Below are 26156 nucleotides of genomic sequence, written 5' to 3' on the forward strand. Positions count from 1 at the left end.
GATAGACTGACGCACAGACCGGCAAAATGATAGCCAATGATTGGCGTTGCCCGGCGGAACCCATTGCCCCACACCCGCTTTATCGCGTGAAAATGGTTGTGTCTCATTTAGTGAGATGAACTCGTGAATTTGTCTTGCTATGTTCTAGCTCACCTAGACAGATAACGATAAACATAATGCCGGTAAATGAAAACATCACCTCATCAGGCCCCACCACGCTCGTTCACGCCATGCAGATACTGCAAGTTACCGCGCGTGGTGGCCACCGCGGTGCGAGTGTCGACGATTATCTGAATGAGTTGAGCTTCAGCCGTCCTACGCTCTATCGGTTGTTAAAAGGTCTCAAGCAGCAAGGGTTTTTACGCTCTTCTCCCATTCGTGGGCGTTACCTACTGGGTTATGAGTTGCTGGTGCTTGGTGCTCAGGCGGGCAATGGCGCTGGATTGCGAGACTTGGCTCGACCGAGGTTGCTGGCGTTGGCACAACGCTGGGGAGACAGTTTCTATCTGTTCGCCCGCGATGGTATCTACGCGGTCTGCCTGGAAGTACAGAACGGTGCTTATCCGGTGGGCAGTTTCGTTAGGGCGACGGGAGGGCGCTTGCCGCTCGGTGTCGGCCAAGCGTCGATTGCCTTGCTCGCGTATCTCGGTGCGGATGAACGAGGCGAGATTCTCGACCACAACGCGACACGACTGCGGGATGATTACGCGATCGCTACCGCCGATGTCGAAGCCGAAATTAACCATCTACTAACACATGGCTACGCCCGTGGCGTTGAAGGCTCTCTACTCCCGGAATACTGCGGCTTAGCCATTCCCATCCTCGACCATAGTGGCCACCCCTTGGGGGCCATGAGTTGCTCAATGCTCAAGTCTCGCATGACGACGGCCCATAAGTTGGAGGTACTCCAAGGCATGCAAGACGAAGTCGCCGCTATGGTTAACCAGGCCCACGGCCTGCTGTATCTGGATTAAATCGTCATGTCACAACCCACGCATCCATCCCATCAGCGGCTGTGCGGCTGGAACGCCTGGCTTCCAGAGCGCCAGCCGAGCCCCGCCTTGCGTGGCCAAACTGAGGCGGATGTCGTCATCATCGGGGCAGGTTACACCGGCTTCGCGGCAGCTACGGCCTGGCAGCAGGCGCGGCCTGAAGACCGCATCAAAATTCTTGAAGCCGACCAAGTGGGTGAAGGTAGCCCAGGACGTAACTCTGGTTTCATGCTGGAAATCGCTTTAGCCAATGATGCTCGCCCCGAAGAACTTGAGCGCATGGAGAAACTGAACGCGTTAAGTCGACAAACCATGGCGCTACTGCGCGAGCGGGTCGAACGGCTGGGAATTGACTGCCAACTTGAACGTAGCGGCACTTATCGCGCTGCCCGCAGCGCGATAGGCCAGCGCGCCTTGGCCCAGTATGAAGCTTTTCTTAACGCTGCAGGCCTTTCTTACCAGACCTTGAGCGCTAGCCAACTGGCTGAGCGGATTGGTACGCGCTACTACACTCAGGGTATTTATTCACCGGACTGTTATCTGGTGCAGCCTGCAGCATTGATTGTTGGTTTAGCGGATTCATTGGAAGCCGGAATCGAACTGCATGAGCACTCACCCGCGACTCAAATCAAGCCTGATGGCAAAAAGTGGCGTGTCACTACACCCGAAGGTGAAGTAACGGCTGGACAGGTAATCCTGGCCAATAACGCGTTTTCTAGAGCCTTGGGTGCAGACCCCTCGCGGCTAACCGCTATTTATACCTATGCCGCTATTACCGAGCCGTTGCCGGAGCTGGAACGACAGCGCATTGCTGCGACGACCTGGGGGCTGCTACCCGCACATCGCTTGGGTTGTACGCTGCGCACCACCGCCGATGGGCGCTTGATGATTCGTTCGCGTTACAGCTATGAACGCGAAGCCGATAACGCCCGTATTGAGGCTGAACTGAAAGCGAGCCTTGAGGCGCGCTATCCCGAACTCACCCCTGTGCGCTTTGATAAGGTCTGGGGAGGGACCACCGGGCTGACCTATAACGGTGCGCCACTCTGGGGGGAAATCCAGCCCGGTTTGTATGTGTCAGCGGGGTGCAATGGCGGCGGTATCGTCAAGGGTACCTTCCTTGGCGATGCTTTGGCGCGCCATGCCATGGGCCAGCCGGTCGAAAATATAGCGTCGTTATTCGGCAAGGCTAGCTGGATGCCGCCCGATCCCGTGCGTCGGTTGGGTTTCTACCTGACCAGTGAAATGGAGCGCCGTAAGGCAAAGCAAGAAACTTGATCCCCACTCACCATTATAAAAAAGAGAGATGACAATGGATCCTCAAGATCATATTGGGCTGCTGTCCATCATGCCGGCGGCGTTGGCTATTGTGCTGGCATTTATTACCCGCAACACCGTTTTCTCGCTGGCAGTCGCCTGTTTCGTTGGGGTGATTACCCTGGGCAATGGCTTGATGGGCTTTCCCACGCTATTAAAGGAAACCCTCGGCACCACCAGCTTCTCCTGGATACTGCTGTTGGAGCTTTTCATCGGCACAGTGATCGCGTTCTTCCAACGCACAGGGGCGATTCAGAACTTTACCGCTTGGGTGGAACGCCGTGCTTTATCGCGAGTGCGGGTTCAGTTGATCGCCTGGGTGATGGGCATGTTCGTTTTCTTCAGCGACTATTTCAGCCCCTTATTTGTTGGTAGCACCATGCGTGGCCTGACGGATCGCTATCGGGTGTCGCGGGAAAAGCTGGCGTATATAGCGGACTCCACTTCCGCCCCGGTGAGTGTGATGGTTCCGATCACTGGCTGGGCAGTGTTTATTTCTGGCTTACTGATTGGCATGGGACCCATTGAAAATGCTGCTCAGGCGATGGGCGTGTTTCTACATGCGGTTCCCTTTAACCTCTATGCATGGCTCTCGGTGCTGGTCGTGGGGCTGGTCATTGTCGGTGTTATTCCATTGTTTGGACCGATGCGCGAAGCCGAGCGTCGCGCTCAAGAAGAGGGCAAAGTACTGCGTGATGGGGCAGAGCCGCTGGTGGGCGAGGAGCTGACAGAGATTCCGCCTTATGACGGTGCGCGTACCAACCTATTCTGGAATTTTTTCGCCCCGGTACTGGTAGTGATCAGCGTTGCTGTAGGCACCTTTATCGTGATGGACTCGGCTAAGACCATGGAAGCATTTCTGGCGGCTTCTGTGTTTCTCGGTATCGTTATGCGCCTTCAGGGCATTCCCTTCAACGACATTATGAAAACCTCAATGGCCGGGATGAAAGGAGTAATGCCAGCCATTATTATCCTGGCGTTAGCCTATTCGCTGAATCAGCTTTCCAAAGACATGGGCACAGCGAGCTATATCGTTGAAGCCACCGGTGGATGGCTGACGCCGGCATTACTGCCAGCGATGACATTTCTTATCGCTGCCGTTATCGCCTTTTCGACCGGCACCTCTTGGGGCACCTTCGCGATCATGATGCCGCTGGCCGTGCCGCTCGCGTTCAACTTTAGCGGCGATATGCTGACACCGCTGGTATATGCCACGGTGGCAGCCGTAGCGGGTGGCGGTGTGTTCGGGGACCACTGTTCGCCGTTGTCGGATACCTCAGTGCTTGCCTCAACAGGGGCTGCTTCTGACCATATCGACCATATCAAGACGCAAATTCCCTTTGCGCTTGCCGTTGCGACACTCTCCTTGGCTGCTTACCTTTTGCTCGGTCTCACGCTATAAGCGATAAGCCCTGCGGTAGGCCGCCTGAGGCCATTATCGCAGGGCTTAATCTAGCATCAGCCAATGCAAACATTGCCTTGCGGGTCTTCAAACACCGGTATTGCGTCAAGGTTATCAAAAGCACCTGCTAAGCAGTTGCCTGTTTTAATATCGAATGCTGCGCCATGGGCGCTGCATAGTAAACGGCTTCTATCTGACGAAATAATACTGTCCGACCGGTAATTTAATGGTAAGTATTGGTGGGGGCAGGCATTAACGTAGCAATAAATGACACCCTCTATGCGCGTTAAAATGATAGGGAAAGGTGTGTCGTTACTAATAACTTCTATGCAGTGTGCATTGCCTTCTTCTATAAGATTAGAAGGGCAAATAATTGCCCCCTCTTGGGGGGCATTTGCATAGTTACGCCAAGCGTCTTGCACAGTGTTTCCTTTTCGTCAGCGCTAATCTTGTTATTTAGCGTTTTTGCTATTCTGCAGTACTCTGCAACACGCCTCGGTTAATTTGATCCTCTTCGATGGATTCGAACAGTGCTTTAAAATTGCCTTCTCCAAAACCATCATCGCCCTTACGTTGGATAAACTCGAAGAAGATTGGGCCAATCACCGTTTTTGAGAAAATTTGTAGCAAAATTCGGGTTTCGCCACCGCCCACAACGCCTTCGCCATCAATCAAAATGCCGCGATTACGAAGTTTATCGAGAGGCTCCTGGTGATCTTTTACGCGCTCAAGCGATTTTTCATAATAGATGTTCGGTGGGCCAGGCATAAACTCAAGCCCCGCGTCAGCGATTAAGTCAGTGCCGGTATAAATATCGTTTGTTGCAATGGCGATATGCTGAATACCTTCGCCGTTATACTCGCGCAAGTACTCTTCAATTTGGCTGTGATCGTCGGCACTCTCGTTAATCGGAATACGGATTTTGCCGTCGGGAGAGGTTAATGCGCGGCTAGTAAGACCGGTGACTTTACCGGTGATATCGAAGTAGCGTATTTCACGGAAGTTAAAGGTGTCGTGATAAAACTTATACCACGTGTCCATATTGCCGCGAATAACGTTATGAGTGAGGTGGTCAAGATAGTAAAAGCCAAACCCTTTAGGCTTAGGGTTTACCTCATCTAACCATTCAAACTCATTTGAATAGCAGCTGCCTTTTTCGCCATACGTATCAATAAAGTAAAGCAGCGAGCCGCCAATACCAACAACTGCAGGCGCATCGATGGATTTATTGCCAGTGAACTCCTCAGCCCCTAACTCAACGGCACGTTTTAGGGCGTGCTGAGCATCAACAACGCGCCAAGCCATGGCCGGTGCACAGGGGCCGTGCGCCTCAATAAACGCTGACGCATGGGAGTTAGGCTCGCTGTTAAGCAGATAGTTAATATCACCCTGACGATAAACGGTGATTGACTTGTCACGGTGCTTTGCAACGGGGACGAAGCCCATTTGCCGAAACAGGCTGTCTAACTTTTCCGGCTCAGGATGGGCAAATTCAACAAATTCAAACCCATCGGTGCCCGCTGGGTTTGCATCGCTTATGGTTACTTTTGGCGCGTCATGAGGAAAAGGTCCCATCGCTGTCTCTCCTATTATTGTCTTGTAAGTGAACAAGCTCAGTATAGGGAAGAGGCGGTGCAATTAGGTTGCAAACTAACCTAAGATATCGCCAAATAGCGCACAGCTTGTGCGCAACTGGAGTGTTCTATGCACGGGATTTCTTTGGATCGATATGATCTTGCAATTTTATCAGTGTTGCAGAAGAACTCAGCCCTCACCAATTCAGAGTTGGGAGAACGTGTCAGCTTGTCTCCCTCTCAGTGCTCCCGGCGTAAAGCGCGGCTAGAAGCCGAAGGGGTGATTAAGGGATATTCGGCGAGGCTTGATGCCTCCAGCCTGGGGTTTGGCTTGCGTGCGATCACTCGCGTTAATCTCAAAGCGCATGGTGAGAGCATGGGTGATGATTTTGTAACGTTACTGACGAAGCACGCCATGGTGCGTGAGGCTTATTCTGTGTCGGGGGATGCGGACTATGTACTGCACGTGATCGCCAAGGACCTCACCGAGTTTTCAGACTTTATTCACCACCATTTATTACCTCATCCTAATGTCACCCAGGTTCGCTCTGAAATCATACTGCGGAGTATGAAAGAGGAGCAGGGGCTGCCGGTGAGTGGTGGCTAGGCGATGTCCGAAATCACTGATTTTTCAGGCAAAGCCTAAGTAACTACGTTAGTTTTGTGCGGTGAGGGTTCTATGCGTCTTAAATTTTATTGTCAGAATCGAATCGGCATTCTTCGCGATATAGTGGCCCAGTTTGCTGACTACCGCATAAATGTCGCGCGGGGCGAAGTCGGCGGCGAGCAGGGCAATACCATCTATTTGCATGTCCCTAAGTTGCTTAATGCTCAGTTGAGTACGCTTAAGCCGGCACTGGAAGCTATCCCAGGCGTTTTTGGCGTCAAACGCGCGAGCTTGATGCCCAGCGAGCGTCGTCATTTGGAGTTGGATGCATTGCTGTCTTCGCTGTCTGACCCCGTTATGTCGATAGATATGCAGGGTCGCATTGTAGCGGCCAACCGTATCGCCGTTCAGGTATTGGGGGTGCGCGTTCAAGAAGTGCCAGGGCTATCGCTGGACCGTTACCTTGACGAAGTCGACCTTCCCGAGGTGATTCGCCGCAACAACTCACGTATTAATGGGCTGCGGATCAAACTGAAAGACGACACCTATCTCGCTGATATTGCGCCACTGCACACCGAAGACACCAAGGTGGACTCATTAGCCGGGGCGGTGGTGACATTGCATCGTGCCGACCGTATCGGGGCACGTATTTATCAAGTGCAGCGCCAGGAACTGCGTGGCTTTGAGGCTATCTTTCAGTCGAGTTCGCGATTGGCCGCCGTGATCAATGAGGCGCGGCGCATGGCGCCCTTGGATGCCCCGTTGCTGATTGTAGGGGAAACGGGGACTGGGAAAGAACTGGTCGCCAGAGCCTGCCATTTGGCAAGCCATCGCGGGCAAGCGCCGTTTGTGGTGCTCAACTGTGCTGGGCTGCCAGAATCAATGGCCGAGACAGAGCTTTTCGGTTACGCGCCCGGTGCTTTTGAAGGCGCTCGGCCAGAAGGCAAGCTTGGCCTTCTGGAGCTTAACGAAGGCGGCACCGTGTTTCTCGATGAAGTTGGTGAAATGAGCCCACGGCTGCAGACAAAGCTGTTGCGTTTTCTTCAAGATGGCGGCTTCCGGCGAGTGGGGAGCGACGAGGAAACCTTCCTGGATGTCCGAGTGATCTGTGCCACTCAACAGAACCTGCCGCAGCTGTGTAGTGACGGGCTGTTTCGGCTGGATCTTTATCACCGGCTTAATGTGCTGTTGCTACAGGTCCCTCCCTTACGTGAATGTTTGGACGGCATCGAGGAGTTGGCGAGCTATGTGCTTGATCGTGCGGCGCGCCAGATAGGCTGCCCTTTGCCCGAGCTTTCACCTGCTGCGTTGGAAAAAATCACCCGCTACGACTGGCCAGGCAACGTGCGTCAGTTGGAAAATGTGTTGTTCCAGGCGGTGTCGCTATGTGAAGAGAAAGCCATTCAGCCGGTGCATTTGCGTCTTCCTCACAGTGAAGTATCGCCTGAGCTTGCTGGTATTCCATTAGAGGGAAGCTTGAGCGACATGCTAGGCGAGGTGGAAAAGAATATCTTGAGTACGCTGTATCAGCAGTACCCCTCCAGCCGCCAGTTAGGCAAGCGGCTGGGTGTTTCCCACACAACCATTGCCAATAAACTCAAGCGTTACGGTATTGGTGCTCAAGACGGCACTTGAAAGCGTACTTGGAACAGCACCTGAAGCCGTATTCAAGACTCTACTTAAGCAAAATCTTAAAAAAGTCCGTGTAGCAAGCAAATTAACTGTCACGATTTATTTACAGTTTGTCAGGAAAATACAACAGCGAGACACCACGCTTCGGCATTTTTTTATGAGTGTAACGATTTCTTTACAGTTTTATGCCGCTTCTACGGGTAACGCCTCGCCGAATGCGATTTAACCCCATTCCTGCCCTATGGCTATCTCCATAGACTCTTTATAGATTGCTCTTTATGACTGATTGACCGCAGTTGGTTGGCTTTTATAGGCAGTTAATCGCTCTTAAGTAGCTGTTCTAGCTGCTCATAATAAATAGCCTAAAAAACAATATAAATTTATAAGGTTTCCCAATGACAACGACAAATACGCCCCCCAAAACATTGTGGCTGGGCCGCTGGGGGTTTGTGCTAGCAGCCACTGGCTCTGCAGTGGGTCTGGGTAATATCTGGAAATTTCCCTACATTACTGGCGAATTCGGAGGTGGCGCTTTTGTGCTGGTCTACTTGGCCTGCATATTGGCGGTAGGTGTGCCTATCATGATGGCTGAAATCAGCTTCGGGCGTCGTGGGAGGGGCAGCCCGATTGATGCTATCCGTCGAGTGGTGCATGAGTCGGGGCGCGGCAGTTTCTGGTCGATCTTCGGCTGGATGGCCATGCTGTGTGGATTCATGATTCTGTCGTTCTACGTGGTCGTCGCTGGCTGGTCATTTTCCTATCTGTGGAAACTGCTGAGCGGCGGACTGGCTGGTAATAGTGTCGATGATATGGCAGCAATTTTTGCCGCTAATAATGCCAACCCTTTCACGTTAGGCGCCTGGAGCACGCTAGTGACGGTGCTAACCATGTTCATCGTCGGCAAAGGCGTACAAGCAGGTATTGAAAAGAGTGTCAGTTGGATGATGCCGGGCATGGTGATCATGCTGGGCATACTGATTGGCTACGGTGCTTTTTCTGGTGGCTTTGCCGAAGCTTGGTCTTTTCTGTTTTCGTTCAATGCCGAAGGGTTAAGCAGTGAAGGGCTCTTAGCAGCACTGGGGCATGCCTTCTTTACCTTGTCGCTCGCGTCTGGTGCCATTCTTACCTACGGCTCTTACCTGCCAGAAGGGCACTCCATTGCACGCACGACATTCAGTGTGGCCATTGCTGATACCGTTGTCGCGCTGATGGCTGGCTTGGCTATTTTCCCGATTATTTTCGCTAACGGAATGAATCCCGGCCAAGGGCCAGGGTTGATCTTTATGAGCTTGCCCCTGGCCTTCCAAGCAATGCCGTTTGGTACGCTGTTTGGCGTCCTGTTCTTTGTGATGCTGTCGATGGCCGCGCTTACGTCGTCGATTTCAATGATCGAAGCGACAGTGGCCTGGCTCGTTGCCAGCAAAGGGATGACGCGCAAACGGGCATCCTGGGGTGTGGGTATCGTACTGTGGTTGGTGAGCACCTTGGCAATGCTGTCCTTCAATGTGGGCGCGGACTGGACGGTGGCAGGCCGCACTTTCTTTGATTGGCTGGATTACCTGACCTCCCGTTGGATGATGCCGCTAGGCGGTTTAGGTACGGCGCTGATGGCAGGCTTCCTGCTGCGTACTGAACTATTCAGGGAAGAACTAGGACTCTCCCGTACCCAGCACACGCTGTGGCTGTTTATGGTGCGTTACGTTAGCCCGTTAGGCATCGTGTTAATTTTCATCGATGCGCTGGGCCTCGCTACCCTCCAGGTAGGTACTCAGTGGCCGTGGCTGCTAGCCCTGCTGGTGGTTATTACCGTGGTGGGGGAGTTGGCTAGCCCACGCCTGCGTCACCAAGCGTCGTAAGCTACCTAAGCGCTCCCATCGCTAGTCGATGGGAGCGCTTTGCATTAGCGTGCCGCTAACGCATCAAAGGCATTGGCGTTAGGGCATAAGCGACGGCACTCATCAAGCTCGGCACTTGCCCGCATCGCTTTCCAACAATCGCCAACGGCGGCGCAGGCGTTGCAGGTGTCACGCAGTGCACGATAGTCGGCATGATTCATCAAGCCGTTTTCCTTCAGAGCACTCTCCTTAAGACCGAAGCGCTGCATCATAACTGGCATTAAGGTTTTGGCTGGGCTGAAATGAGCGGGTTGGCCTGTTGCTAGCTGCCTTGCCACTGCCTGCTCAAAGCGTGACTCTAGCGGTCTTTCCAGGTCATTGATAAGTGCATCATAGCTAGCACCTGCTTCCTGGTTTATGTTGCGGGCTAACGTCGCGGTTGATGCTGTATAGCAGCGCTCTGTGAGGCGCCCCCACCAAGAGGTGGTATCTGTGTGCTGGGCAGTATCCATGGTCATTCTCCCTCGGCGGTTCTTAATGATGACATCAGTATCAACCGACGAGAGATAAACTATCTTGATGCGGATCAAGTTGGTTTCAAGTGAAACAAACAGGCGGGACCATGGTTGCTACCAAGTGACGATGACAGCGTTATGGGGATCTTGTCCTACTTACCAGCTTTGCAAAGTGCGACTAAGCCCGCCTTAGATGCTACGCCGAGCTTGGCGTAGGCACGCTTGCGGTAGGTTTCAGTGGTTGAAAAAGCGATCTCGAGTTTGGCCGCCGCTGTTTTAAGCGTGTGGCCACGTAGTAGATAGAGGCACAACTGACGCTCGCGTTCGGATAGCGTGGCCAGCGCGGCAGCTTCGCAAGAACTAAGCCGCTCGGGCCTGGCAGGGGCATTGCTGTAATGGCGGCGAATTAAACTGGTCAACAGCGGCGCTAAGCTATTTAAGCAATCCAGATTAGCTGAGGTGAAGGGGCCTCTCTGTGTACCTCGATAAAGATTAAGATAATAAGCGCCCTCTTTGGCGGCAATGTTGAGTGATACCTTGTCAACAAGATCTGGAAACGCAAATAGATGATTACGATATGCTGGCGACATCGCTTCCACCTGCATAGTAGTTAATACGTCGATAGGCGTACTCTCCGGCTGGCCTGCCAGTTGGCTTAGTTGCAGGTAATTCGGATCCTGCCGGAACAGGCCACTTACGTAGATGTGAGCCAGACGATCAGCAACGCGTGGAAGCTGATGATTGGCGGCCAGTAAACAATCGATCTCGCCGCTCGTCGAGTAGCCAAAAATCATACATTGTTCGATACCAACGGCTTGATGCAGTAACGCGAGCAGTTGGCTTTCGAAGTTGTCCCTTTCCACGGCCTCAATGCAGGTCGCCACACTTGGCAGAAGGTTTCCCCATTCGATTAGCTGGGTATTAGTCATTTCTTTCATATGTCCCCCGACATCACGAGATGAGCTAAAGCTAATGGTCAGTTATGTCCCGTTTTTTACGGGACAACCCCCTTAAAACCTTCAGTGTAGGCTAGCGCCCTATACGGCCTATATACCCTCCGTAAAACACTCATTTTAAAATAACAGTAATAGGAGTATGTCATGCGACCAGCAGGCAAGGGTGAGCTTGACTCGTTATATTTTGATTATCCGCATTTCCCCTTTGTGTGTCCCGCTGAATTGGGAGGTGAGAGGCAACAGCACCGGGTTGCCATTGTCGGGGCAGGCCCTGTCGGCGTCGCTGCTGCGCTGGAGCTGGCGCGTCAAGGTGTTCAGTCTGTACTGCTTGATGATAAGTCGACACTAAATGACGGTTCCAGAGCGATCTGCCTATCCCGTCATAGCTTGGAAATACTCCAACAATTAGGCCTTGAGCAGCAATTTATAGACAAAGCGCTTGGCTGGACGCGAGGGCGCTCCTATTTCCATGATCAGGAAGTCTATCGTTTTGAGATGCCACACTCAGAACACGAACGCTTTCTGCCGATGTACAACCTTCAGCAGCAGTATATTGAGCAGTTTCTGGTCGATAAAGCGCTGGAAAGCCCCTTAATCGAAATGCGCTGGCAGCAGACCGTTAGCGATGTCACGCAAAGTGATACCGGCGTAACACTGCGTGTTTCCACTCCGCAGGGGGAGTACCAATTGAAGGCCGACTATCTGCTGGCGGCGGATGGTGGGCGCAGTGTTGCGCGCAAGTCGTTTGATCTTTCGTTACACGGTGAGTCCTATGAAGGACGCTATGTAATTGCTGATGTACGCATGACGTCTGACTTTCCGACCGAGCGCAGGGCTTTTTTCAGCCCTTCAGTAATGCCTGAATCTACTCTGCTAGTGCATAAACAGCCTGATGATATTTGGCGCATCGACTATCAACTGTTGCCGAACGAGAGCCCCGAGCAGGCTGTTACCGAAAGCGCTATTCGTGAACGCGTTGGTATGATCATCGAGATGCTAGGCGAAGAGGGGAAGTGGGAGCTTGAGTGGTGGAGCCTTTACAAAGCCTACACGCTGGCCCTCGACGATTATCGCCATGGCCGTGTGCTGTTTATTGGCGACAGCGCCCATTTAGTCCCCATTTTTGGTGTGCGTGGGCTTAACAACGGGCTGGCCGATGCGATTAATGCCGCCTGGAAGCTAGCCTGGGTACTCAAAGGCGAGGCTTCCGAGAAACTGTTGGATAGTTATAGTCCAGAACGGCGTGGTGCCACATTGGAGGTCTTCGCGAATGCCGGTAAGAGCACCCGCTTTATGACCCCGCCCAGTCAGGGGTATCGGTTGATGCGAGATGCCGCACTATCGTTGGCTCTACGTAACGACTACGCAAGCCGCTTTGCCGATCCTCGGCAAGTTACGCCCTACACCTATGCTGAAAGCCCAGTGACGGCAGAGGATGACAAGAGTTTTAGTGCAGGTCCGATACCTGGCGCACCGTTAATCAATCGCCGATTAGGCGAAAACAACTTCTTGCTCGACCACTTGGGAACGGGGTTCAACCTGCTGGTGTTTAGTGAGGATGGTAGCGTCACGCCTGAGCTACAGGCCGTCTTAGTTGACCTTCAGAAACACTACAGCAGTCTGGATGTATTGGTGATTGCCCGTCATGCCAGCCCGGCATTTTTTACTACATTGATTGATCACCAGGGTGCTTGTTTTGTTGGTTATGACGCCAGTGCTGGAAGCGCTTACTTAGTACGCCCTGATCGTCATATCACCGCCCGCTGGAAAGCAGTTGATGCTGCTTCCCTTAGCGCCGCCTTCAAGAAAGCACTAGGAGAATAATGCTCATGACAGCGATATCGACATCAACAGCCTCTTCACAAGCAGTTTTACCGTTTGCCGACCTTGAACAGGTTTATGAACAGCTAGCCGTCATGCTAGATTCGGTACCTGAGACGCAGCACACGCTACTGCTTGCCCAGCTGGCGTTAGCGCTTGCCCACCGGATACCCGATATCAATCAGGTAGTCGCGGCGATTAATGAAGCGCGCGAGGGTACCCGACTTGATGAGAGGAAAAGTAGAGAGGCAATTAGAAGCGGGGATTAGCGGTAAATAAGAGTGGAGAAGAAGGAGTGGGGAAGGAAGAGGGGAAAGAAGCGCTTCCCCTCTTTAATAGAAAGTATTTGATAGAGAGTGTTTGACGACGAGTGTTGGATAAAGAGTGCTTAGCCAAGCACGTTTAATAATAAACGCTTAGTAAAGAGCGGCTCAGTGACTAACAATACTCGCTTCGATACGCTCTTCGGCCGCTGCATTGACTAACTGTTCATGAAAGAAGGCAAGTGCGGCAGGCGCGTCGACACCACGACTCTTTATCGACTCACTCCAGGCATCTTGTAAGTTGCTCGCAACGCCCCTCAGGTAATCAATGTCTTGTTCCGATGCTTGGGTAAAGGTTGCGCCATTCTCTTCACCAAATTCAACACCGCGCTGGTCGGAAACATCCATCATGTAGCCAAACAAGCGTGAAAGCCGCTCACCCGATACGCTTTCAATCGCCGCGCGGTCTTCGTCCGACACTTGGTCCCAGAACATCGGGTTCATAACAATCGCAAAGCTGCCGCGATAGAAACCACCGTCTACGGTAAGGGTGTGCGGAGCCACTTCAGCCACGCGGAAGCTGCGCAAGCTCTCAAGCGTTAGCATCGCACCGTCGACAACGCCCTGGGAGGCCGCTTCGTAGGTGCCTGTCGGAGGAATGGAAACCCCGGTCACTGACATTGCCTCGGCTAAGCCACTCATCACTCCGCCGCCCACGCGCAGCCGTTTGCCAGCAAGCTCATCGATGGAGCTTATTTGGTCACGGGTAAATATTTGCCCTGGCCCGTGTACGCCCATCGCAACGACATCAACACCACGGTGCTCATTGGCTTGCTGCAAATACTCTTGGTGGGTGTGCCAATAGGCAGCCGAAGCATCTTCTGAAGAGAACTCCTCAAAGGTGGGGAACTCAGGTAGCTGCGTGGCTAGAAAACGACCCGCCATATGGGCGTGAAAAATCCAGCTGGCGTCTGCAATGCCATCAGCAACGATCTCCATTTGTGCGGGAGGAGGCCCCATGTCATGCACCACTTCTACCGTAACACGGTCATCCGTGGCTTCCTCTATCCACGCCTTCCAAGTCGGCCAAACAATGGTATTAATACCGTGATTCGGCCCACCCCACGTGCTAACGGTGATCGTTGCCTGAGCAAATGAAGACATGCTGAACGCCATGCTGGAAAGCGCGATAGCACCCACGAGTAAGCGAGCTGGTTGTTTCATGCGGAAACTCCAAAACGACGTTATTAACGTCTGTGTTGTTATTGGTAACGCCTAACACCGAGCAAGTGGCGCCTTCTCAGGTGGCGTAAATCGCATTGCTTACCTTGCCTTTAGATAGTTTCAATAGCAACTAATTTAAGGTTGGTTGAGTTGATACTTAAGTCTTAGTTTTTGAAGTTTTGAATGTTAGCTCTAACGGACAGCAAGGTTTGGTGGTCTCGATCAGTTGATTCAACGAATCGGGATAGCGGTCTCTTCTTTGATATTGCGCAGCACGAAATTGGAGCTGACCTGTGAGATACCGTCCAAGGTGAAGAGTTTTTCATTCAGAAATCGGTCATAAGCCGTCATATCCTCGATCACTACTCGCAATACGAAATCGGCATTGCCGGTGGTGGCATAGCACTGCAGCACTTCTGGATATTGCAGAATGCGATTTTCGAACTCGACGGTATTGTCGATGTGGTGGCGAACCAACGTCACCATGACCAGTGCTGATAGTGGTTGGCCCACTAGGCTGGGTTCCACCAACGCCGCAAAGCGGCGGATAACGCCACTCTCCTCTAGGGCTTTTACGCGTCGCCAACAGGCAGCGGGGGAGAGCCCGATCTGTTCGGCGAGCTCATTGTTGGTAATACGCCCCTGTTGCTGAAGCAGGGTAAGAATGCGCTGATCATGCCTGTCTAAGGTGATTTCTTTGATTGCTTCTTTCATGGTGCCATTTCATTTATTTGTGGTTTGTTGAATATCATTGCGTCAAAACTAAAAAAATGAAAGTAATGATTAATAACCAGACGTTTGAAGAGTTAATTAGCAAGCACCTTTAGTGCGCTCTTAGCTAGACTCAAATGTATTACAACCATAACTCTTCAACCGTACTGGTGAACTCTCATGACAACCCCCTCAATTGCTGAGCAGGCGGGTTCTATTACCCAGCCTCTCGAGATCGCACTCGATAATTATCAGCTGGCCGACCGCTATAGCCGTGGCGAAGGCCGTATTTTTCTTACTGGCACCCAGGCATTGGTACGTATCGCCTTACGCCAAGCCGAGCTTGATCGCCACAATGGCCGCCAAACGGCAGGGCTTATCAGTGGCTATCGTGGCTCGCCCTTGGGTGGTGTAGACCAAGAAATTTGGCGGGCGAAAGCCGCCATGGAAGCGCATCACATCGATTTTGTCCCTGCGATCAACGAAGACCTGGCCGCTACCATGATGCTTGGTTGCCAACAGGTAGAGACAGATCCTGAGCGGCAAGTCGAAGGCGTCTTCGGCATGTGGTACGGCAAAGGGCCAGGTGTTGACCGCGCGGGCGATGCGTTAAAGCACGGTAATGCCTACGGTAGCTCACCGACGGGTGGTGTGCTGGTGGTCGCGGGTGATGACCATGGGTGCGTGTCGTCCTCAATGCCACATCAGTCGGATGTCGCCTTTATGGCCTGGTTTATGCCGGTCGTAAGCCCTGCCTCGTTGGCGGAATACGAGCGCTTTGGGCTATGGGGCTATGCACTTTCACGCTTCTCTGGTTGCTGGGTGGGTTTCAAAGCCGTTTCCGAAACCGTAGAGAGTGGCGCATCGGTGGACGTGCCACCTTTGCCGGAATATGTAACGCCGGATTTCGAAATGCCGGAAGGCGGGCTGCACTATCGCTGGCCGGACCTGCCGGGGCCTCAGCTTGAGACTCGGCTTGAGCACAAGCTGGCCGCCGTTCAGGCGTTTGCCACCGCTAACCCGATTGATCAGTATTTATTTCGCCAAGAACAGGCGACGTTTGGGCTGGTTACCACAGGCAAGGGCCACTTGGATTTACTTGAGGCGCTGCGTTTATTGGGGCTGGATGAAGCGAAGCTGCGTGAATTGGGGGTGGAAATATACAAAGTTGGGATGGTGTGGCCGCTCCATCGCCCCGGCATTCTTGAGTTTATTCATGGCAAGCGCGAAGTGCTGGTCATTGAAGAGAAGCGCGGCATTATTGAAAGTCAGCTTAAAGAGTACATGTCCGAACCCGATCACCCTGGCGAGGTGATCGTGACCGGCAAGCAGGATGAAACTGGCAAACCGCTGATTCCCTTTGTGGGAGAGCTGGGCCCGCGTCTCTTGGCAGGCTTTGTCGCCGAGCGTCTCGCGCGCTTTTTCAAGATTAATTTTAGCGACAAACTGGCAACCGTTGATGCTTGCCAAGCCGGCGTTAAGGAGCTTGGTGGTGTGCGCCGCATGCCATATTTCTGCTCCGGTTGCCCACACAATAGCTCGACCAAGGTGCCGGAGGGCAGTAAAGCCTTAGCGGGGATCGGTTGCCACTTTATGGCCTCGTGGATGGGCCGTAGCACCGAATCGTTAATTCAGATGGGCGGCGAAGGCGTTAACTGGGTGGGCAAGAGCCGCTTTACCGGCAACGGCCATATTTTCCAGAACTTAGGCGAAGGCACCTGGTTTCACTCGGGCTCAATGGCGGTGCGTCAGGCAGTGGCTGCCAACGTCAATATTACCTATAAAATCCTGTTCAACGATGCGGTTGCCATGACGGGCGGCCAGCCCGTGGATGGGCAAATCAACGTGCCCATGATTGCTCGGCAATCGCTGGATGAAGGTGTTCGTCGGGTAGTGGTGGTCAGTGATGAGCCCGAAAAATACCGGGGGCATGAAAAAGAGTTTCCTAAGCAGGTAACTTTCCACGGGCGCGAAGAGATGGACACGCTGCAACGTGAACTGCGCGAAATTCCTGGCTGCACCGTGTTGATTTACGACCAGGCTTGCGCGGCTGAAAAGCGCCGTCGGCGCAAGCGTGGTTTGATGGAAGACCCCGCCCGGCGGGTGTTCATTAACCATCATGTTTGCGAAGGCTGTGGTGATTGTTCTGTACAGTCCAACTGTTTATCGGTGGTGCCTCGCGAGACCGAACTAGGCCGCAAGCGCAAAATCGATCAGTCGTCCTGCAATAAGGATATGTCCTGCGTTAGTGGCTTTTGCCCCAGTTTTGTCACGGTTGAAGGTGGCGGGCTGCGTAAAGGCCAGGGCGTCACCGCAGATAATGCCTTTTGGCAACGCATAGCTCATTTGCCAACCCCTGCGATTGCCACTTTAACGGCCCCTTATGACTTGCTGGTGGGAGGCGTTGGAGGCACAGGCGTGGTGACCGTTGGGCAGTTGATTACCATGGCCGCACACCTGGAAGGCAAGGGCAGCAGCGTGCTCGACTTTATGGGGTTTGCGCAAAAAGGTGGGGCGGTACTGAGCTATGTGCGTCTGGCATCACAGCCCAGTGAACTGAATCAGGTACGTATCGAAGCCGGTCAGGCCGATGCGATGATCGCTTGCGATATGGTGGTGGCGAGTTCACAGAAAGCGCTGAATGTGCTGCAACCGACCACGCGTATCGTGGCGAATCTGGCCGAGCTAGCCACGGCGGATTATGTTCTTTATCGCGATGCGGATATGCAGCCCAGCAAGCGCCTTAACATGCTGTGTGAAGCGGTAGGCGAGGAACGCTTTGCTTCCCTGGATGCCAATCGCCTAGCCGAACAGCTGCTGGGCGATACGGTGTTTTCCAATATGATGATGCTGGGGTTTGCCTGGCAACAGGGGTTGGTGCCGCTTTCTGAGCCTGCGCTGCAGCGTGCTCTGGAGCTAAACGGCGTCGCTGTGGAGAAGAACCGTCAGGCATTTGCCTGGGGTCGTTTGGCTGCGGTGGAGCCCGACTACCTTCAGCAGCATTTGGATACGCTACCCCTATCCGCGAATGCCACACTGGACGATGTAGTTGCGCGTAACAGCCGCCACTTGGAACGCTATCAGAACCGTGCTTGGGCTGAGCGTTACGTTACTCAAGTAACGAAAGTGCGTGAAGCAGAAACAGCGCTAAACGGTGGCCAATCGTTGAGTGAAGCCGTCGCCCATCAGCTCTATCGCTTGATGGCGTATAAAGATGAGTATGAAGTGGCGCGACTTTACACCCAAAGCGATTTTATGGATGAGATCAAAGCAACCTTTTCGGGTGATTACCAGTTAACCTTCCACTTGGCGCCGCCGCTTATAGGTGGTCGTAAGGATGCTCAGGGGCGCCCAGTGAAGCGCCGCTTCGGCCCCTGGATGCTGAAGGCAATGGGTGCGTTGGCAAAGATGCGCGGTTTGCGCAACACGGCTCTCGATCCTTTCCGCTTCAGCGCCGACCGCAAACTCGACCGCGCCTTATTGGCTGATTACGAGCAGCTTATCAATGAGTTAGTGGCTCGTCTTGATGGCACGAATCACGCCACGGCCATAGCGCTTGCTAAGCTGCCGGAAGAGATTCGTGGTTTCGGACCAGTCCGCGAAGCTGCCGCTGAGAAAGCCAACGAGCGCCGCGAGACGTTGTTGAAGGAACTACGTGAAGGGCACTCGAAGACCATCGCTGTCGAAGCTGCTTAAGGCAACCCAATATAGGTAAAAAAGGCCACGCAATGCGTGGCCTTTTGCTAGGTAGCGAGACAGTGATTCAGCTACGTCTCTTTTCGGCGGCGTACCAGCAGCCAGTGGCTTAGCAAGGCGAGCAGCCCCATTAGTCCGATCGTCAAGGCCATGGTGCGCGAGCTGCCGTCGTGGAATTGCCCGACTAACCCACCTACCACAGCGGCAATCGTCATTTGCAGAAAACCAAACAAAGAAGACGCTGCGCCCGCACATTGAGGGTTGGGCGCTAGTGCACCGGCCATTGTTTGTGGCATCAAAATGCCAACCCCCAGCATGAACACCATATGCGGCCCCACCACCGCCCACGGATGATGAACGCCAACGGTGGCCAAGCCCGCCATGACGACGCCCCCAATTGCGCAAATTACGCTGCCCAAAGTAACAAGGCGATCACGCCCCAGGCGGTGGCTATAGCGACCGCTGATCAGCGTCCCGAAGAAGAAGCCCGCGACAATCAGCGTGAACAGCACGCCATACAACGTGGGCGCGACACCCAGGTACTCGATGAGTACAAAAGATGAGCCCGAAAGGTACGCGAATAGCCCGGAGAACGCGGCCGCATTCACCAAGGTGTAGCCAATAAAGGCACGCTGAGTCAGTAGTAAGCGGAAGTTAGCCAGTACTGTTTTTGGGTGGATCGATTGCCGTCGCTCCTTCGCCAACGGCTCGGGTAGCATAAAGATCAGCACCGCCAGCATCACTGCCGCGTAGAGCGCCAGCACCACGAACACCGATTCCCAGCCAAAAAACAGCAGTAACCCTGCGCCCACCACGGGGGCCAGAGCAGGGGCGAGGGCCATCGTGCTTGCCATATAGGAGAGAATGCGCCCAGCCTCGATAGGGCCATGAATATCACGCACCGATGCCCGTGCTAATACCGGGCCAGCAGCACCGCCGAAGGCCTGTAAAAAGCGCCCTACCAGCAACCACTCGACGCTAGGCGCCCATGCACACAGTAGGCTCGCAGCGAGAAACAGCGATAAACCCGCGATCATCACCGGGCGGCGGCCAAAGCGATCAGAGATTGGCCCGCACACTAATTGGGCCAGAGCGAATCCAGCCATATAGAGGCTAAGGGTCAGCTGTATTCGGTCTGGGCCAGTATTCAGCGCGTCTGCCATCGCGGGCATGGCTGGCAAGTACATATCCGTGGCCAGCGGGCCAAGTGCAGTCACCGCGGCTAGGGCCACGACGGTGGCGGTAGAGGGCAGCTTTAGCACCCCTTAACTCCTTTTGGTTGGATGTGATGCCCCTTCGGACACGAGACGGGCGCCTTCCCGAGTGGAAAGACGCCCGCTTATGTTAGCCTGCTTAGTATAACTTAATCGTATCGCTTTATTTGGCTTGGCTTCAGCTTAGTTGGCGTCAGGCTGTGCCCCGGGGGCGGCTTTTGCGAAAGCTGGCAGCGCACGACAATTGGCAGCGATACGCTGGATCGTCAGGTAGGCTGACAAATCGCACTCGAAGCGTTCTGCGTTATACACCTGGGGAATCAGGCAGATATCCGCAAGCGTTGGGGTGTCGCCATGGCAAAAATCGCCGCTGTTTGAATCAGATGCTAGCGTTGCTTCCAGAGCTGCAAAGCCCTCGGTAATCCAGTGGCGATACCATGCTAACTTGGCCGCCTCATCCACTCCCAGTTCATTGACGAGATACTTGAGCACCCGCAGGTTATTGAGCGGATGAATCTCGCAAGCGACCGACTGGGCAAGCGCACGAATTCTTGCGCGCGCTAAAGCATCAGCCGGTAGCAGCGCAGGCTCGGGGTGTAGCTCATCGAGATACTCACAGATCGCCAGTGACTGGTTAACTACTGAGCTATCGTCCAGTACCAGGCTAGGCACCATCCCCTGAGGGTTGCGCGCCAAATGCTCGCCATCACGCTGCTCGCCTTTCACCAAGTTGACCGGAACCTGATCGTAGTCCAAGCCTTTCAGGTTTAAGGCGATCCGTACCCGGTAAGCAGCCGACGAGCGGAAATAGCCGTAAAGCGTCGTCATGTTACCTTCCTTGTGTTGGCTTTATTTGGGCTGGTACTTCACGACTTGCTGATCGATGGTACCAAAGAGGTTGTTGCCATCGCGGTCAAACATCTCGATGCGCACCCGGTCGCCAAAGCGCATAAAGGGGGTTTTCACCTGGCCGTAAAGTATCTGCTCGACCATGCGTACTTCGGCCAAGCAGCTATAGCCTACGCCGCCGTCAGCCACCGGTTTTCCAGGGCCGCCATCGGGGTCTGGGTTGGAAACAGTACCCGAACCAATCACAGCGCCCGCGCCGAGGTAGCGGGTCTTGGCCGCATGGGCAACCAACTGTGGAAAGCTGAAAATCATATCGGGACCCGCTTCTGGCTCGCCAAACTTCTCGTCATTCAGGTGCACGGTCAGCGGCAGGTGCACTTTGCCTTCTTGCCAAGCATCGCCCAGTTCGTCTGGAGTCACCGCGATGGGCGAGAAAGCAGAGGCGGGCTTGGCTTGGAAAAAGCCGAAGCCCTTCGCCAGCTCGCCTGGAATCAGGCCGCGCAGGCTGACATCGTTGACCAGCATCACCAGTTTAATGTGCTTGGTGGCTTCCTCGGGAGTGACGGCCATCGGCACGTCATCGGTAATAACCGCGATCTCACCTTCAAAGTCGATGCCATGCTCTTCACTCACCGCCTCGATATCTTCGGTGGGCGCCAGGAAGCAGTCGCTACCGCCCTGGTACATAAGCGGATCGGTCCAGAAGGTTTCGGGCATCTCGGCATTACGCGCCTGACGTACCAGTTGGACATGGTTCAGATAGGCGGAGCCGTCGGCCCACTGATAGGCACGCGGTAACGGAGAGTGCAGCGCACGCTGATCAAGCTCAAAAGTACCGTCGGCATTGCCATTGTTTAGCTGCGCATAGCGTTCTTCAAGCTGAGGGCTAACGGCTTCCCAGCTTTCAAGGGCCGCCTGAAGTGTGGGAGCAATATCAACAGCGCTTACGGCACGGGTGAGGTCGCGAGAGACGATGATAAGTTCGCCGTCGCGGCCTTTGTTAAGTGTTGCAAGTTTCATGGGCATTCAATCCTTGTCGTCAGGGGGCGATAAGTTTTACGGCTGGTTTGGGTTGAAGTGCGAACGCAGCGTTGACCAAACATCCACATAGTCACGTTGGCGGAAGTCAGCCTCCAGAGCCGCAGGGGTTGGGTGGAAGAAGTAGCGGCTTTCAAACATGAAGGCCAATGTATCGCCTATGAAGTGTGGCTTCAGCTCAGCATTGGAAGCTTTCTCGAATGTCTCAGCATCCGGGCCGTGGGGTGACATTGAATTGTGTAGGCTGGCTCCGCCTGGAGTGAAGCCTTCCGCTTTCGCATCGTACTCGCCATGAATAAGCCCCATAAACTCGCTCATCAGGTTGCGATGGAACCAGGGCGGCCTGAAGGTGTTCTCGGCAACCATCCAGCGCGGCGGGAAGATGACAAAATCCAGATTGGCCATTCCCGGCGTATCGGAGGGTGACGTTAATACGGTGAAGATTGACGGATCTGGATGGTCGAAGCTCACCGTATTGATGGTGTTGAAGTTGGCGAGATTATATTTATACGGCGCGCAGTTACCGTGCCACGCCACTACATCTAACGGCGAATGGTTAAGCTTTGTTTCCCAGAAACGGCCAGAGAACTTAGCGACTAAACGGTAATCACCTTCCAGGTCTTCATAAGCTGCCACCGGGCTTTGGAAGTCACGCGGGTTGGCTAAGCCGTTGGCCCCGATGGGACCGAGGCCGGGCAGTTCTAGAGGGCTGCCGTAGTTCTCACAAATATACCCCCGCGCAGCGTCAACACCCTGTGCTTTACGCACTTGGAACTTCACGCCGCGAGGAATAACGGCAATCTCACCGTTATCAATCTCGAGTTCACCAAACTCGGTGCGTAGACGAATAGCCCCCATCTGCGGAACGAAGAGCAGTTCGCCATCTGCGTTGTAGAAAAAGCGTTCAGTCATGTCTTGATTGAACGTATAAACATGCACGCCCACGCCAGCCTGGGTGGCCGCATCACCGTTCACTGCAATGGTAAACAGACCATCGATAAAGTCAGTCGGTGCATCCGGTATCGCAACCGGGTCCCAGCGCATTTGGTTGGGGTCCGCCGCTGGCTTCTCTAATGGGGATGTGTGTACGTTGCTATTTTCCAGTGGCTGATACGCGCTCTGAACAACTGAAGGGCGAATGCGATAAAGCCAGCTACGAAAGTTTTGATGCCGAGGCGCAGTGAATGCGGAACCAGTGAGTTGTTCAGCATATAAGCCGTAAGCACACTTTTGCGGTGAGTTTTGCCCAATTGGCAGTGCACCCGGCAGCGCTTCGCTTGAAAAGTGGTTATGGAAACCGTTCTGATATTGCAATTGTTCAGTCATTGTTAAGACCTGCTGTGTTTGGACGTTACTTAAATAAATCTAAGTCTTATAAACATAGACGCGGCGATTAATCACCATCACCAACCGCATGGGAAATGGCTGCTTCTAGCACGGTTTGATCGCCGATATGATTAGCCAGTAACAAGATCAAACGCGCATTGATGCGCTCACTCTCTGCCTCGCTGCGGTCGCGATGTAGCGCGGTGAGTGCCGCGTAAAAGGCGTCCGGATCAGTGAAGTTGGGATTTAATTCAAGCCTTGGCATGGCAACGCTCCTGAAAGGTCGTGTCAGCGGTACCCGCAAGATAAACGCCCAGCGCGCGGTCTAATGCGTCTTCAACCTGGTGGGCAGTGACGGTGTGCCAGCGAGCAGTAACGTGCTGGTCAGGACGGATAAGGTATCCGCCACCAGCTTTGAGGCCGTAGCGTTGCGTCACTAGCCCTTCGGTATCGTCTATCACGGTGGTGCGCGGTAGAGCGCCAAACTTATCCGGAGCTGGGCCAACCACCACAAGGCGTAAGTCAGTGTGGCGATCTAACAGCTCGCTCAGCTCTCTTAACGGCGCAGTGGCGTGACCGTCATCAATACGGCCATCGAGTAGCAGTACAAAACCATTACCCAACTGATTGAGTAGCCAAGCGTTCTGTTCTCCCAATCGAATAGGGGCATCTTTAGTCGGGCTGCCAGGGCGCAGTTCGCTTGGGCCACCATCAACATCGGGCGTATTAAGCGGTGAGCTATCATAGCGACACGGCATGGAAAGGCGGCCGCTGTTGACTAGGCTACGTGCGAAGGCATGTTTCTCCGCCAGCTCCAGCGTCACATCGCGAAATACCTGGCTGATATGGCTCTTCGGGGTAATAAAGTCAGTGGCGCGGGTAGAGTTAAGCAGGTTTTCTGTCGCGCCGTGCTGGCGCTCGGTGTTATACGTGGATAAGAGTGTTTTCGGTGCCTGCGCTTTGAGAACACGCGCCAGTTTCCAGGCTAAGTTCTCCACACCCTGGAGGGCGCCGTTGGCACCTCTGGCGCCAAAGGGGGATACCTGATGAGCTGCGTCGCCCATAAATATCACGCTGTGATGAATGAAGTTATCCATCTTGCGGCAGCGGAAGGTGTAGACACTGGCCCACTCAAGCTCAAACTCCACGTCCGGGCCAAGCATCGCCTGCACGCGCGGGCGAATGTTCTCTTCTTTCTTTTCTTCTTCCGGATCAGCGTCCCAGCCTAGCTGGAAGTCGATACGCCACACATTGTCGGGTTCTTTGTGCAGCAGCACCGATTGGTTGGGATGAAAGGGCGGATCAAACCAAAACCAGCGCTCTGTCGGAAAGTCAGCTTTCATCACCACATCCGCAATCAGGAAGCGGTCTTGAAATACCTGGCCTTTGCAGTCAAGGCCTAGCATGTCGCGGATGCGGCTGTTGGCACCATCCGAAACAAGCAAATAGTCGCAGGTTAGTGAGTAGTCACCATCCTGAGTCGACACCTTGATGGCGGTGCTGTCAGGCTGAGCATCAACATCAATGACCTTATGTTTCCAGCGCAGATCAATTTGCTCAGCAAAGTCGTGAGCGCGATTGACCAGAAACTCTTCAAAGTAATACTGCTGCAAGTTAATAAAAGCGGGAATGCGGTGGCCATCTTCGGGCAGCAGGTTGAAGTCATAGACTTCGCGGTCTTGGAAAAAGACGCGGCCATGTTGCCAAGTGACGCCTTTTTCAAGCATCGGCTCGACGCAGCCTAAACGGTCAATAATTTCCAGTGAACGCTTGGCAAAGCACAATGCCCGCGACCCCACGCTAACGGTGTTGTTGTCGTCCAGGACAATCGAATGAATGCCTTGCTGAGCCAAATCGATAGCGGCGGCGAGGCCGCTAGGTCCGGCACCGACAATCACCACCGGGTAATGGCGAACATCTTGAACATCAAGTTCGGGCGGGCGTCGGTAAGGATAGACAGGATTTTTATAGGTTGTTGGCATCTATTGCTCCCCTACAGCGTCGGGTGCGTTACACCCGACAGCTGGGCGTGATCAGTGGGTGTCTCTAGTAAGCACTTACTGATTTTCGACGGCGTCCTGCAGGGAGTGCCACATAGCGGTATCGCGCTCTGCCGTCCAGATACGTGGATCTGGATATTCGCCACCTGCTTCGTCATAGCAGCGAGTGATATCGAAAGGCACGCAGTGATCGAAGATGACCCAGTGGCCATACTTCGGCTTCAGAACCGCGTAGGTCTCGGCGTAGCACTCGGAGAGTGACTTGCCCGCCGCTTTGCCCGCTTTGACGCTGCCATACATATCGCTCAAGAAGTCGCGGGTGCCCTGAATGGCTTCCTGGCACTGTTCGGCAGTTTGCAGCGCATCGCCACGGCCGGGAACTAGCTTTTGGGGCTGCATGGCCTGTAGGCGATCAAGCGTAGCAGGCCAGTCCTCGTGGTAAGCATCACCGGTATAAGGAGTGGCGCCATACTCAACGAGGTCACCGGAAAACATGATTTTTTCTTTCGGTAACCAGACAACGGTGTCGCCCTTGGTGTGTCCGCGGCCAAGGTGAATGATCTGCACCTCACGCTCACCCATAAACACCGTCAGCTTTTCCTGGAAGACGATGGTTGGCCAAGTCAGGCCAGGCACAGAATCGACCCCTTTGAACAAGCGGGGGAAGCGGCCAACCTCGGACTCATAATCTTGCTGACCACGCTCGACAATCAGGTCGTAGGTGCTCTGGCTCGCGTAGATATTCTCGGCATCGTATGCGGATGCGCCGAGAACACGCACGGCATGGTAATGGGTCATGACCACATGCTTAATCGGTAGGTCAGTCACCTCGCGGATACGGCGGATAACGTCCTGGGCCATGATTGGCGTTGCCTGGGTGTCGATGACCATTACGCTGTCATCGCCAATCACTATGCCCGTATTGGGGTCACCTTCAGCCGTGTAAGCATAGAGCCCCTCTGCCAGCTTAGTGAAACTGATCTGTTTCTCTTCGGTATCGGCATGGGACGCGAATTTCTTACTCATGGTATCTCCGGTGCTAACAGGGTGGTTCAGCTGTTTATTGGATTGTTGTATGTCAGGAGGATAGTTTCTAATGAAACTAAATGTCCAGCACTCCATAGGCGAGCCAGCCGTTCTTGTGCATGAAATCGACAATAAATCCCAATGAATCAGATGATTAT

At 53.8% G+C, this 26156-nt stretch carries 22 protein-coding genes; 9 read left to right on the forward strand and 13 right to left on the reverse strand.

The features are described 5' to 3' along the window. Window positions 1-176: 176 nt before the first annotated feature. The 3 genes from CEK60_RS19610 to CEK60_RS19620 are packed head-to-tail and all read left to right on the forward strand — an operon-like array spanning window position 177 to window position 3711. The gene (locus CEK60_RS19610; protein WP_232471410.1) at window positions 177-974 is read left to right on the forward strand and encodes an IclR family transcriptional regulator; all 798 of its coding nucleotides are present in this window, start codon (window positions 177-179) and stop codon (window positions 972-974) included. Between the two features lie 6 nt (window positions 975-980). Next, entirely contained in the window at window positions 981-2270 is a 1290-nt protein-coding gene (locus CEK60_RS19615) for an NAD(P)/FAD-dependent oxidoreductase (protein WP_089040431.1), read from the forward strand. Between the two features lie 34 nt (window positions 2271-2304). Further along, complete coding sequence (locus CEK60_RS19620) at window positions 2305-3711, forward strand: Na+/H+ antiporter NhaC family protein (protein WP_089040432.1); 1407 nt, start codon at window positions 2305-2307, stop codon at window positions 3709-3711. Window positions 3712-3767: 56 nt separating this feature from the next. Here CEK60_RS19620 and CEK60_RS19625 read toward each other — a convergent pair whose 3' ends face one another. Together CEK60_RS19625 and hppD are read right to left on the reverse strand one after the other, a co-directional pair. After that, complete coding sequence (locus CEK60_RS19625; RefSeq protein WP_089040433.1) at window positions 3768-4133, reverse strand: Rieske (2Fe-2S) protein; 366 nt, start codon at window positions 4131-4133, stop codon at window positions 3768-3770. Between the two features lie 46 nt (window positions 4134-4179). Further along, the gene (hppD, locus tag CEK60_RS19630) at window positions 4180-5286 is read right to left on the reverse strand and encodes a 4-hydroxyphenylpyruvate dioxygenase (RefSeq protein WP_089040434.1); all 1107 of its coding nucleotides are present in this window, start codon (window positions 5284-5286) and stop codon (window positions 4180-4182) included. A gap of 129 nt (window positions 5287-5415) precedes the next feature. On the opposite strand from hppD, the gene CEK60_RS19635 reads away from it, so the two are divergent. The 3 genes from CEK60_RS19635 (at window position 5416) to CEK60_RS19645 (ending at window position 9380) form a co-directional block, all read left to right on the forward strand. Continuing rightward, window positions 5416-5892, forward strand: a complete 477-nt coding sequence (locus tag CEK60_RS19635) for an Lrp/AsnC family transcriptional regulator (protein ID WP_089040435.1) — start codon at window positions 5416-5418, stop codon at window positions 5890-5892. Between the two features lie 72 nt (window positions 5893-5964). Beyond that, a complete protein-coding gene (locus tag CEK60_RS19640) occupies window positions 5965-7527 on the forward strand; it encodes a sigma-54-dependent transcriptional regulator (RefSeq protein WP_089040436.1) in 1563 nt (520 codons plus the stop codon). A 392-nt stretch (window positions 7528-7919) separates the two neighbouring features. Continuing rightward, window positions 7920-9380, forward strand: coding sequence for a sodium-dependent transporter (locus tag CEK60_RS19645; protein WP_089040437.1), 1461 nt, complete (start codon window positions 7920-7922; stop codon window positions 9378-9380). 44 nt (window positions 9381-9424) lie between these two features. Here CEK60_RS19645 and CEK60_RS19650 read toward each other — a convergent pair whose 3' ends face one another. Both CEK60_RS19650 and CEK60_RS19655 read right to left on the reverse strand, forming a co-directional pair. Continuing rightward, window positions 9425-9871 (reverse strand): DUF6455 family protein, encoded by a 447-nt coding sequence (locus CEK60_RS19650; RefSeq protein ID WP_089040438.1) that lies wholly within the window; start codon window positions 9869-9871, stop codon window positions 9425-9427. A 155-nt stretch (window positions 9872-10026) separates the two neighbouring features. Continuing rightward, window positions 10027-10812, reverse strand: a complete 786-nt coding sequence (locus CEK60_RS19655; protein WP_089040439.1) for a helix-turn-helix transcriptional regulator — start codon at window positions 10810-10812, stop codon at window positions 10027-10029. 162 nt (window positions 10813-10974) lie between these two features. Between CEK60_RS19655 and CEK60_RS19660 the strand changes: the two genes are divergently transcribed. Both CEK60_RS19660 and CEK60_RS19665 read left to right on the forward strand, forming a co-directional pair. Next, complete coding sequence (locus tag CEK60_RS19660) at window positions 10975-12654, forward strand: FAD-dependent monooxygenase (RefSeq protein ID WP_089040440.1); 1680 nt, start codon at window positions 10975-10977, stop codon at window positions 12652-12654. A gap of 5 nt (window positions 12655-12659) precedes the next feature. Beyond that, window positions 12660-12920, forward strand: a complete 261-nt coding sequence (locus CEK60_RS19665) for a hypothetical protein (protein ID WP_232471411.1) — start codon at window positions 12660-12662, stop codon at window positions 12918-12920. Between the two features lie 162 nt (window positions 12921-13082). Here the strand turns inward: CEK60_RS19665 and CEK60_RS19670 are convergent, their stop codons facing one another. After that, window positions 13083-14138, reverse strand: a complete 1056-nt coding sequence (locus tag CEK60_RS19670; protein WP_089040442.1) for a TRAP transporter substrate-binding protein — start codon at window positions 14136-14138, stop codon at window positions 13083-13085. 231 nt (window positions 14139-14369) lie between these two features. Then, window positions 14370-14852 (reverse strand): Lrp/AsnC family transcriptional regulator, encoded by a 483-nt coding sequence (locus CEK60_RS19675; RefSeq protein WP_089040443.1) that lies wholly within the window; start codon window positions 14850-14852, stop codon window positions 14370-14372. Between the two features lie 177 nt (window positions 14853-15029). Here CEK60_RS19675 and CEK60_RS19680 point away from each other — a divergent pair, with 177 nt between their 5' ends. After that, window positions 15030-18545 carry an indolepyruvate ferredoxin oxidoreductase family protein gene (locus tag CEK60_RS19680; protein ID WP_089040444.1) on the forward strand — a complete coding sequence of 1172 codons (3516 nt, stop codon included), beginning with the start codon at window positions 15030-15032 and terminating at the stop codon, window positions 18543-18545. 71 nt (window positions 18546-18616) lie between these two features. Here CEK60_RS19680 and CEK60_RS19685 read toward each other — a convergent pair whose 3' ends face one another. From CEK60_RS19685 to CEK60_RS19715, 7 genes are all read right to left on the reverse strand, one after another. Next, window positions 18617-19807: a multidrug effflux MFS transporter gene (locus CEK60_RS19685; protein ID WP_089040445.1), complete on the reverse strand. Its 1191-nt coding sequence runs from the start codon at window positions 19805-19807 to the stop codon at window positions 18617-18619. 135 nt (window positions 19808-19942) lie between these two features. After that, window positions 19943-20587, reverse strand: coding sequence for a maleylacetoacetate isomerase (maiA, locus tag CEK60_RS19690; protein ID WP_089040446.1), 645 nt, complete (start codon window positions 20585-20587; stop codon window positions 19943-19945). Window positions 20588-20608: 21 nt separating this feature from the next. Further along, window positions 20609-21628, reverse strand: a complete 1020-nt coding sequence (locus tag CEK60_RS19695) for a fumarylacetoacetate hydrolase family protein (protein ID WP_089040447.1) — start codon at window positions 21626-21628, stop codon at window positions 20609-20611. A 36-nt stretch (window positions 21629-21664) separates the two neighbouring features. Then, complete coding sequence (gene hmgA, locus CEK60_RS19700; protein ID WP_089040448.1) at window positions 21665-22972, reverse strand: homogentisate 1,2-dioxygenase; 1308 nt, start codon at window positions 22970-22972, stop codon at window positions 21665-21667. Window positions 22973-23039: 67 nt separating this feature from the next. Next, on the reverse strand, window positions 23040-23237 hold the full coding sequence (locus tag CEK60_RS19705; RefSeq protein WP_089040449.1) for a DUF2783 domain-containing protein: 198 nt from the start codon (window positions 23235-23237) through the stop codon (window positions 23040-23042). Then, the gene (locus CEK60_RS19710; RefSeq protein WP_089040450.1) at window positions 23224-24954 is read right to left on the reverse strand and encodes an FAD-dependent oxidoreductase; all 1731 of its coding nucleotides are present in this window, start codon (window positions 24952-24954) and stop codon (window positions 23224-23226) included. Before CEK60_RS19710 ends, CEK60_RS19705 begins: the two co-directional genes overlap by 14 nt. Window positions 24955-25029: 75 nt before the next feature. Continuing rightward, window positions 25030-25998: an MBL fold metallo-hydrolase gene (locus tag CEK60_RS19715; protein WP_089040451.1), complete on the reverse strand. Its 969-nt coding sequence runs from the start codon at window positions 25996-25998 to the stop codon at window positions 25030-25032. Window positions 25999-26156: the final 158 nt, after the last annotated feature.

Origin of the sequence: Halomonas sp. N3-2A (assembly GCF_002216165.1) — a bacterium.
GTDB lineage: Bacteria > Pseudomonadota > Gammaproteobacteria > Pseudomonadales > Halomonadaceae > Vreelandella.

Coding starts and splice junctions, on each gene's coding strand:
- CEK60_RS19640 (WP_089040436.1), top strand. CDS start 5,965: ATGCGTCTTAAATTTTATTGTCAGAATCGAATCGGCATTCTTCGCGAT.
- CEK60_RS19695 (WP_089040447.1), bottom strand. CDS start 21,628: ATGAAACTTGCAACACTTAACAAAGGCCGCGACGGCGAACTTATCATC.
- CEK60_RS19635 (WP_089040435.1), top strand. CDS start 5,416: ATGCACGGGATTTCTTTGGATCGATATGATCTTGCAATTTTATCAGTG.
- CEK60_RS19615 (WP_089040431.1), top strand. CDS start 981: ATGTCACAACCCACGCATCCATCCCATCAGCGGCTGTGCGGCTGGAAC.
- CEK60_RS19650 (WP_089040438.1), bottom strand. CDS start 9,871: ATGGATACTGCCCAGCACACAGATACCACCTCTTGGTGGGGGCGCCTC.
- CEK60_RS19710 (WP_089040450.1), bottom strand. CDS start 24,954: ATGCCAACAACCTATAAAAATCCTGTCTATCCTTACCGACGCCCGCCC.
- CEK60_RS19670 (WP_089040442.1), bottom strand. CDS start 14,138: ATGAAACAACCAGCTCGCTTACTCGTGGGTGCTATCGCGCTTTCCAGC.
- CEK60_RS19645 (WP_089040437.1), top strand. CDS start 7,920: ATGACAACGACAAATACGCCCCCCAAAACATTGTGGCTGGGCCGCTGG.
- maiA (WP_089040446.1), bottom strand. CDS start 20,587: ATGACGACGCTTTACGGCTATTTCCGCTCGTCGGCTGCTTACCGGGTA.
- CEK60_RS19680 (WP_089040444.1), top strand. CDS start 15,030: ATGACAACCCCCTCAATTGCTGAGCAGGCGGGTTCTATTACCCAGCCT.
- CEK60_RS19715 (WP_089040451.1), bottom strand. CDS start 25,998: ATGAGTAAGAAATTCGCGTCCCATGCCGATACCGAAGAGAAACAGATC.
- CEK60_RS19655 (WP_089040439.1), bottom strand. CDS start 10,812: ATGAAAGAAATGACTAATACCCAGCTAATCGAATGGGGAAACCTTCTG.
- CEK60_RS19620 (WP_089040432.1), top strand. CDS start 2,305: ATGGATCCTCAAGATCATATTGGGCTGCTGTCCATCATGCCGGCGGCG.
- CEK60_RS19665 (WP_232471411.1), top strand. CDS start 12,660: ATGACAGCGATATCGACATCAACAGCCTCTTCACAAGCAGTTTTACCG.
- hmgA (WP_089040448.1), bottom strand. CDS start 22,972: ATGACTGAACAATTGCAATATCAGAACGGTTTCCATAACCACTTTTCA.
- CEK60_RS19675 (WP_089040443.1), bottom strand. CDS start 14,852: ATGAAAGAAGCAATCAAAGAAATCACCTTAGACAGGCATGATCAGCGC.
- CEK60_RS19705 (WP_089040449.1), bottom strand. CDS start 23,237: ATGCCAAGGCTTGAATTAAATCCCAACTTCACTGATCCGGACGCCTTT.
- CEK60_RS19610 (WP_232471410.1), top strand. CDS start 177: ATGCCGGTAAATGAAAACATCACCTCATCAGGCCCCACCACGCTCGTT.
- hppD (WP_089040434.1), bottom strand. CDS start 5,286: ATGGGACCTTTTCCTCATGACGCGCCAAAAGTAACCATAAGCGATGCA.
- CEK60_RS19660 (WP_089040440.1), top strand. CDS start 10,975: ATGCGACCAGCAGGCAAGGGTGAGCTTGACTCGTTATATTTTGATTAT.